8 protein-coding genes and 1 pseudogene are annotated in these 9,109 nt (G+C 29.8%); all 9 read right to left on the bottom strand.

Annotation, left to right across the window (positions count from 1 at the left end; translation table 11 throughout):
* Window positions 1–657: pseudogene (locus ACVC2P_RS19295) on the bottom strand (two-component sensor histidine kinase); the annotation flags it as partial.
* Window positions 658–724: 67 nt separating this feature from the next.
* Window positions 725–1,318 carry a dephospho-CoA kinase gene (coaE, locus tag ACVC2P_RS19290; RefSeq protein WP_452600079.1) on the bottom strand — a complete coding sequence of 198 codons (594 nt, stop codon included), beginning with the start codon at window positions 1,316–1,318 and terminating at the stop codon, window positions 725–727.
* 5 nt (window positions 1,319–1,323) lie between these two features.
* Complete coding sequence (locus ACVC2P_RS19285) at window positions 1,324–2,286, bottom strand: YbbR-like domain-containing protein (RefSeq protein WP_452600078.1); 963 nt, start codon at window positions 2,284–2,286, stop codon at window positions 1,324–1,326.
* Window positions 2,286–3,293: a glycosyltransferase gene (locus ACVC2P_RS19280; RefSeq protein WP_452600077.1), complete on the bottom strand. Its 1,008-nt coding sequence runs from the start codon at window positions 3,291–3,293 to the stop codon at window positions 2,286–2,288. The genes ACVC2P_RS19285 and ACVC2P_RS19280 overlap by 1 nt, the downstream gene beginning before the upstream one ends.
* Window positions 3,294–3,342: 49 nt before the next feature.
* Window positions 3,343–5,064 carry an FG-GAP-like repeat-containing protein gene (locus ACVC2P_RS19275; protein ID WP_452600076.1) on the bottom strand — a complete coding sequence of 574 codons (1,722 nt, stop codon included), beginning with the start codon at window positions 5,062–5,064 and terminating at the stop codon, window positions 3,343–3,345.
* Window positions 5,065–5,217: 153 nt separating this feature from the next.
* Window positions 5,218–6,039, bottom strand: coding sequence for an enoyl-ACP reductase FabI (locus ACVC2P_RS19270; RefSeq protein ID WP_452600075.1), 822 nt, complete (start codon window positions 6,037–6,039; stop codon window positions 5,218–5,220).
* Between the two features lie 29 nt (window positions 6,040–6,068).
* Window positions 6,069–6,587, bottom strand: a complete 519-nt coding sequence (locus ACVC2P_RS19265) for a hypothetical protein (RefSeq protein ID WP_452600074.1) — start codon at window positions 6,585–6,587, stop codon at window positions 6,069–6,071.
* Window positions 6,588–6,604: 17 nt separating this feature from the next.
* Window positions 6,605–8,257, bottom strand: a complete 1,653-nt coding sequence (recN, locus tag ACVC2P_RS19260; protein ID WP_452600073.1) for a DNA repair protein RecN — start codon at window positions 8,255–8,257, stop codon at window positions 6,605–6,607.
* Window positions 8,258–8,326: 69 nt separating this feature from the next.
* Window positions 8,327–9,109: type IX secretion system protein PorD (porD, locus tag ACVC2P_RS19255; protein ID WP_452600072.1), on the bottom strand; the 783-nt coding region annotated here is incomplete at its 5' end.

Below are 9,109 nucleotides of genomic sequence, written 5' to 3'. Positions count from 1 at the left end.
AACTTTAGTTGCTAAATCATTACTGTAAATAGCAAATTCATAATCTATATCAATATTACTTTCTAATAATTTATCTCTTAAAAGTTCGTCTATTTCTTCTTTACTAACTCTTTTATGAATTGGTTTTCTATGAGCGTATTCGTCATAAAAATCCTCGTATAATACGTTCATAGATCGTGTTATATTACCAAACTGAGATAACATTGCATTGGTTCTAGTTTTTCCGTCTACGGCATCTGTTCTAATAACCCTAGTTTCTTGCCTATTAATAATGCGTTTTATACTTGTACTGTCTAAACCTATGTCAAAGAGCGTTGATGATAATTTATAACTTTCTTCTAATATTCCTTGTCTGTAAGTTGAGATCTCATTGCTTCCATCTTTTTCTTCTTTTAAATATAAATCTAAAATAGCTGTAGAGTCTGGAACTTTCCCTCCTTTATTCAGTAATTTTGATAGTTTATAGACATAATCTCTATATTCTCTACTACCAATTTCATTAGAAACATCACTTAAAGCTTTTTTAACTTTAAATTCAAATTGATCTTCTTCGTTTCTTACTGAGTTTGTTATATAATAGGCTTGCACAAAAATGATCCCCATTAAAGATAAACTCATTAAGATGACTAAAACCAGAAATACTTTTTTACTCATCATTCAAAATTAATATTTTAACATTTAGCAATAAGACCATTTAACCTTACATTAACAAAAATGTTAAAATTTAAGCTTCCTTTTTAAATGTAATAAGTTTTTTGTGTATTGCTAACACTTGTTTTTTTGTAGATTCTAAATCGTTGTTTTCTATTACAAAGTGAGATTTTTCTACTTTTTTAGCATCGTCCCATTGGTTTTTAATAATAGAAAGAACCTTCTCTTTAGTTGTATTATCTCGTTGCATTACGCGCTCTATTCGTACCGATTTTTGGGCTATTACTGTTATAATATAATCGTAATGTTTGTAGCTTCCATTTTCAAATAAAATAGCAGCTTCTTTAATAACGTATGCTGCTTTTTGCTTTGCTTTCCATTTATTAAAATGTCTACCAACTCTTGGGTGTACTATAGCATTCATTTGCTCCAACAAAGCTTTATTATTGAATATAGCTTGAGATAAAAATGGTTTGTTTAATTCATTATTTACATAGGCTTCTTCTCCAAATAACGCTGTTAATTTACGTTTTATAACCTTAGACTTTACCATTAATTTTTTGGCTTCTTCATCTGCTATATAAATAGGTACTCCTAATGCTTCAAATGCTTTAGCTACTGTAGTTTTTCCGCTTCCAATGCCTCCTGTTAATCCTACTGTAATCATATTGTTTATTCTGTAATAATAAATTCTATCTTTTTTTGATGTAGCCTCGTACTTTTTACGCCTTCTGGTTGCTCTATTAATAGTGGTGTTAAATAAGTACTATCTCCTCTTAGGTCTTTATAATTGCATATTACTTTAAACCTCATTAGATCTATAGTATTAAAAGCTTCTAAACTTGTATAATACGATACATTTACATTTTTAGGAAAATGCTTTAATTTTATTCCTTTAGGCACATTAGTTATAAGCACAGGCACACTAATTGTACCTTCTGTAAACCGTTCTACTGTTGCACTTACTTGAACGGAAGTATAGTCTAATTTAACTTTTTTATCAATACCATTCACTTTTAGGTTTAATGTTTTTTGTATTGGTGTTTTTACATTCTTTAATATTAACGGTTCTGTTTCAATGCTTACCAACTTAGAAAGCATTGTTTTGGGGCCTATGACTTTAATGGAATCTGGGGTTGTTTTAATAGGCTCCAAAATATCATAACCAGGACTGTATGTAATTTCGGTATTTATTTTTACAGGAATATATTTTATAGCGTTAGTATCGTACTTAAACCTTAATGTATCTGGGTTTATGCTTTTAATTATTGTATTCTTATCAAACTGTTCGTTAATACCAGAAAAACCTTTAGCTTGACTCCATATAAAATAGTCTTCTGTTTTATTTACATCTTCATTAAAATCTATCTCTAATCTTGGTGTTTTTAAATAATAATTAAGCCATTTAAAACCGTATGTAGTTAACGTTACTTTTAATTGATGAGTAGAATCATTTAATACTATAACTTCTTCTGGTACATTTTCTGGTTTTACATTAAAAGTAATAGTGTTAGTATATTCCCTAGATAATTTAGTTAATACTAAAATTATAAACGCTAGTAGAAAAAAAAGAAAAAACACATTAATTCTCTTACTTTTAATTACTTTAACTATTTTGGATTGTAACGCAGTCATTAGTTAATTTTAAAAAATAGCTTAGGAAATGCTTCTTCTGGTTTTTTATTAAATAATTTAATTGCTGTTGTTACTTTTAAGAAGCCTGTACCATATCCATAAAACTGAATATTTATTGCTATTAAAGCTTGTAATGCTATAACAATACTTTTAGTTTGTATTAATGCTAAAACTAAAGCTAATAAATAATATCCAGAAAGTAATACTAATGGTAAAAAAACATTACAAATAGCTAAAATAACTGCTGCTATTGCACCTAAACAGAATAGGGTTGGAAACCAATATGTTAGTTTTTTAGTTTCTGGATGCCATAGGTTTAGTATTGGCCTAACCATTCCAAATTTATTTACTTGTGTATAAAATTTAGACCACGATATGCGTCGTTTATGATATACGTATGCTTCTGGAATTAATTTTGTTTTATATCCAGCGTTCCAAAGACGTATAGTTAAATCTGGATCTTCCCCTGGATGTATGCTTCCAAAACCATTTGTTGTATTGTATGCCTTTTTAGAAATCCCCATATTAAAACTTCTTGGCTGAAATTTACCTACGCTATTTTTATTCCCTCTTATACCTCCTGTTGTTATAAAGGAAGTCATGCTAAAATTAATTGCCTTTTGTAAATTAGTAAAGGATTCATGCGCTGCATCTGGTCCTCCAAAACAATCAACATAATTAGATTTTAAACTTTTTATTACTTCTGTAAGGTATTGTTTAGGTAAAATACAATCACTATCTAATATTATAAAGTAGTTTCCTTTTGCTTTTTTCATTCCATAATTTCTAGAATCTCCCGGTCCAGAATTCGGTTTATTATAGTATGAAATATTAAGTGTAGTATTATATTTTTTTATAACCGATTCACAGGTTATGGTAGAGCCATCTTCTACTATAACTATTTCATAATCTACAGAGGCTTCTAAAGCTGTAAAGCTTTGTAAAAGCTCCTCTATTTCATCTGGGCGATTATATACAGGGATAACAAAAGAAAACTGTAATTGCATGATGCAAATGTAATCTAATAGCTTTTAAAATTTAAGTTGTGGAATCGATTTATTTTTTTATAAATTGAAGTGTATAGAGTTCTACATTGTCTTGTGCCAATTTTATAAAATAAAGCCCTGTATTTAATTGTGCTACACTAATATTTTTAGTCTTTACTTTAGCAAATGTTTCTCTCAACACTTCTTCTCCTAAAACATTATATATTACAAGTCTATCAATATTATGTTCTGCTTTAATAGTTAGTGTATTTAATGCTGGGTTAGGAAACAAAAATGCTTTAGTACCCAAATTGTATTCATCTATACTTAATGTGGAGTTTCCTTCTTGTATATTTAATGTTTGGTTGGCTGCAACATTATAGTATATATCTTCATTTCCACTTAACCAACTCACTTTTACATAATCTATTATTGTATTTGCACCTATGCCAAAAGATTCTGTTCCTGAGTTTTGCCCTAAATAGCCTTCGCCACATAACGTATATCTATATTGTTTGTTTCCGTTAATAGATATTTCTATAAGAGAGCCTATACCATCTCTATTACTTTGTACACCTTCTAATTTTACTTTTAACCAATTATTAGTTGTTGTAGTTTCGTTTTTCCATATAAATATATTTTCGTTATCTGCATTACTTACTATAATTTCTGGTAATCCATCATTATCTACATCTCCAATAGCGTTAGAGTAACTTTCTCTTGTGTCATTACTAAAACCTGCATTAGGGATTGAAAACTGCCCCAATCCATCGTTTTCATAAAAAGCCGCGGATAGATAATTAGAATTAGAGCCGTCAAGCAGTCCGCTTACATATATATCTAAATCCATATCGTTATCTGCATCTAAAAATACTGCTCCCCATGCTATACTATTAAATGTTGTTTCGTTTGTTACAGCTACATTTGTAAAGGTTTCGTCTCCATTGTTTTTTAAAAACACATTACCTTCTGCTGTATTAGTTACATAAATATCTAGCCAACCATCATTATTATAATCTTCAACAGTAACAGACATAGCACCAATCATTAAATTAGTGTTAGATGAGACGCTTACGTCTGTAAATGTTCCATCTCCATTGTTTTTATATAGTACATTAGGGTTTTCTATTCTATCATTAGACACATAAATGTCTTGCCAGCCATCATTATTAAAGTCTAAAAATGCGGCACAAAATGTTAAATCACTAACATTTAAAATTCCTGATGCCACACTAACATCTGTAAATGTTCCATCTCCATTATTTCTATATAAATAATTAGGCACTATTTCATTTACATCTCTGTTGCTTAAAAAAACATCTAAAAATCCATCGTTATTATAATCTCCCCATGCTGCTCCATAAGTAAATATATTTGTGGTGGGTAATTGTGAAGCGACTGTAACATCTGTAAAGTTTAAATTACCATCATTTAAATATAGTTTATTACTACTTGCATTACTTGTAACAAATAAATCTTTATCGCCATCATTATCAAAGTCTACCCAATTAACTTGTTTGTGCTGCGAAGTATTACTGGGTATATTTATATTGTCTTCAATAAAAGCTCCGTTTACATTTTTAAAAAATCGTAATGGCTGTCCTGCTTGCGATGGTAATGTAATATCGTCCCAACCATCATTATTATAATCATAAAAACTTATTCCATTACCTATTGGTGTGTCTCCGCAGGTTTCTGCTATTCCTAAAGATGTGGCTTCATCTATAAAATTAATTTGAGCTTTTATACTTATAGTACATAATAGACATAGTAAAAGCTTAATGCTTTTCATGCTTAGTTTATTTAATTGGTTATTAGTTAAATATAGTATTATTTTTCTATATACTAAAATAAGACTAATATAGGGTGTATGTTGTAATATTTTAAGACTAAAAAGCCCCAAAACATATTGTTTTGAGGCTTTTAATATATTTTAGTGTGTAGTTTATTCTTCTGTTCCTACAAAAGCATCCATAACAGCATCACTAACGCCCATGTTACTAAATCCTCCATCGTTATAAAGGTTTTGTAATGTAACACGCTTTGTTAAATCACTAAATAATGTTACTGTATAGTTAGCACAATCTAATGCTGTTGCGTTTCCTAAAGGAGACATTTTATCTGCATAGGCTATAAATCCATCAAATCCTTTTACACCTTGTCCTGCTGTTGTTGGTGTCGGTGATTGAGAAATAGTATTTACTCTTACTTTTTTATCTCTTCCAAAGAAATAACCAAAACTACGTGCTATACTTTCTAAATAAGCTTTGTTATCTGCCATATCATTATAATCTGGAAATACACGTTGTGCAGCCATATATGTTAATGCTACTACGCTTCCCCACTCGTTCATTGCATCTGCTTTGTAAAGTGTTTGCATTACTTTATGAAAAGACATTGCTGAAACATCTGTTCCTTTTTGTGTCCAATCGTATTTTTGGTCTGTATATGCTCTTCCTTTTCGTACGTTTACAGACATTCCTATTGAGTGCAATACGAAATCTATTTTACCTCCTAAAATCTCCATAGATTTTTCTACAAGGTTTTGTAAATCTTCTTCCGAGGTTGCATCTGCTGGTATAATTTGAGACCCGGTTTTTTCGGCTAATTCATTTATTTGCCCCATTCTCATTGCTATAGGTGCATTTGTTAATACAAACTCCCCTCCTTCTTCATGTACACGTTCTGCAGTTTTCCATGCTATAGAATTAGCATCTAATGCACCAAAAATAATTCCTTTCTTACCTTTTAGTAAATTGTATGACATACTGTTTTTATGTTTAGTCGATTGTTATATTATTTAAATAAAAATTTAATTTTTTGAAAACTATTCATTTTATTCTTAACTCTATATAAAGAAGCATTTATTTCTTCTATAAAACTATGATTTGTCGAATTTATTTTAGAGTACTTATAGTATTTGTACGCTATTTCTAAATTATTTCTAAGCTCGAATGCTTTACCCATTAAGCTATATATTGTACCTCTATCTATCCCCTCTATTTTTAAAGCTTCTTCTCCAAATTTTATCATTTCGTCATACTTATTTATATCTACTAAAAAGTATGAATAATTAATGTAAGGAGAATGGTAATTATTAGCATATTTTAATGCTAATTTAAAATGGGTCTCAGCTTTAGTATAATTATTCATTTTTAAATGATAAATCCATCCTAAATGATTATGCGCTTTGCTATAATCTGGATAATCTAATAAAACTTTATAGAGCAAATCTTTAGCTTCTACAATGTTATTTTTAGATATAAGGTTATCAACTTCAAAAAGTAAATCTTCAGCGTGGTTAAACTCATCCATATTCTTCAAAGATACTATTAATTCAATAATTGTTTTGCATGTGCTATAGCAGAACTCGATAAATCTACACCTCCTAGCATTTGTGCTATTTCAACAACTCTATCGTCATGATTTAATTTTACGAGGTTTGTAACTGTTATATTATCTACATCTTCTTTATATACCTTAAAGTGTGTATGTCCTTTTGCTGCAATTTGTGGCAAATGTGTAATGCTAAATACTTGCGTTGTTGCACTCATCTTCGCCATAATATCTCCCATTTTGTTTGATATTTCTCCAGATACTCCTGTATCTATTTCATCGAACATAATGGTTGGTAAATTTATATATTGGGTTAAAATAGATTTTATTGCTAACATAATTCTAGATAACTCTCCGCCAGATGCTGCTTTTTTTAATGGATTAAAGTGCCCGCCTTTGTTAGCAGAAAACAAAAAGTTTAATACTTCTTTACCATTATTATAATAGGTATCTACTAATTCTAAACTTATATCAAACTGTGCGTTTGGCATTCCTAAACTAGACAAAATGGTTTCTAGTTGCTTCTTTAGCTTTGGAATAGCTGCCGAACGTTTTTTATGTATCTTTTCTGCTAGTGTATTTAAGGCTAATGTTACGGTAGCTATTTCTTCTTCTTTAGCTTTAATTGTAGCATCTATATTTTCTGTATCTGATACTTTCTGAGATAATGTGTCTCTTATTTCTATTAATTCTGAAACGGTGTTTACCACATGTTTCTGCATTAAATTATTAAGTACGGTTAATTTACCGCTTACTTCTGCTAAGCGCTGAGGGTCTGCATCTAAATTATTTTGAAAGTCTTCTAACTCCCCAAAAACATCATCTAATTCTATTAAGCTACTATTAACACGATTATATATATCTGTGTATTTAGTTGAAAGTGTTGAAGCATTTTGTAATGTGTTCTTTAACTCCGTTAAAGTATTTAAAATACCTATTTGCTCTTCACTTAATAATTGGTTCGCGGTTGTTAATTTTTCTTGTAGTACTTCTACATTGTTTAAAATTTCGTACTCCTCTTCCAAGCCTTCTAATTCATTTTCTTTTAAATTAGCGTCGACTAGTTCTTTTAATAAAAAGGCATTATAGTCATGCTCTTTTATGGCTTCGGTTTGAAATTTTATTAGTGTGGTTAACTCTTTTTTAAGAGTTTTATAAATAGACAGTTTTGCACTGTATTGTTCTAATCCTTTTTTATTATCGGCTAAAGCATCTATAACTTGAAATTGAAAGTCATCGTCTACTAATTGAAGTGTTTCATGCTGCGAATGAATATCTATTAAGCGTGCTCCTAGTGTTTGTAAACTACTAAGGTTTACTGGAGAATCATTAACAAATGCTCTAGATTTTCCTGAAGGTAATATTTCTCGCCTTATAATGGTTTGAGATTCGTAATCTAAATCGTTAGCTTTGTATAGTGTTTCTAAGTTATAGTTTGTTACGTCGAATACCGCTTCTATAATACATTTACTGCTTTTATCTCTTAAACTACTTAAATCTGCTCTTTTTCCTAAAATTAAAGATAGACCTCCTAGTAAAATAGATTTTCCTGCTCCTGTTTCTCCTGTAATAATAGTAAAGCCTGTATTAAAATCTACTTGTAGATGCTCTATTAAAGCATAGTTTTTTATAGTTAGTGAGGTTAACATATTTTAAGTAATGTATAAAATTATACGTCTTGCTTTTTGGTTATAACCTTATTTTAATACTATATTATATTAGTATTTTATATTTCTCCATTTACTGGAATACGTTGGAGCTACTCTATTAAGTACGTCTATTAAATTTGCTATATCTACGTTTGGCCCTCCTGTGTATATACTAGCTATCTCGTCTGACTTTGCATCGAAAAACACTCTTGCTAGATATGAGTTTGGGCGTCTATTATTCATTTTTTTAAAGGCCAATAATGCTGTAGCTATTTCACTTTTTCCGCCCTTTACATTGTCTCCCATAATGTCTAACCCCTTTCTGTGGTAATTATACATTACTTCTCTAAACTCTCTATAGGTTGGCGATAAAATATTATCTATTAATGCAAATCTACTTTGTAACCCATCTTCTAACTTCCACCCTTTAAAATTTTCTTGTTGTGAGTAGTTAACTATTTTTTGTGCTTGCGTATAATATTCTGTACCTCCATCTTTAGAAAACGTATCTGCATCCATACCTAAAATCATATAAATATGAAATGTTAGTACCGATATTAAGTTAGATTCGTATTGGTTTTCGTTATATATTAAATTCTGAAATTCAACATATCTAAAGTTAAAATCCTTGTCGTTTATATTATAAACTGGTGTTGTATAGCTTGATCCAAATACTGGTCTTGACGATTGTACTTGTATGCCTGCTTTAAAGTTCTCTCCAGAGTTTTCTGTAACGTTTATAACAATATTACAGTCTATACGTTCTTGTAAACCAACTGTTTTTTTAGTCCATTTTCGTTTATTTACAAACTCTGTTAATTGGTTTTCTAGTGTTTTATACAACTGTAGGTT

The sequence above is a fragment of the Pontimicrobium sp. MEBiC01747 genome, from assembly GCF_053601635.1.
The sequence above is the reverse complement of the archived record's forward strand: the minus strand, read 5'-3'. Positions and strand labels throughout refer to the sequence as shown.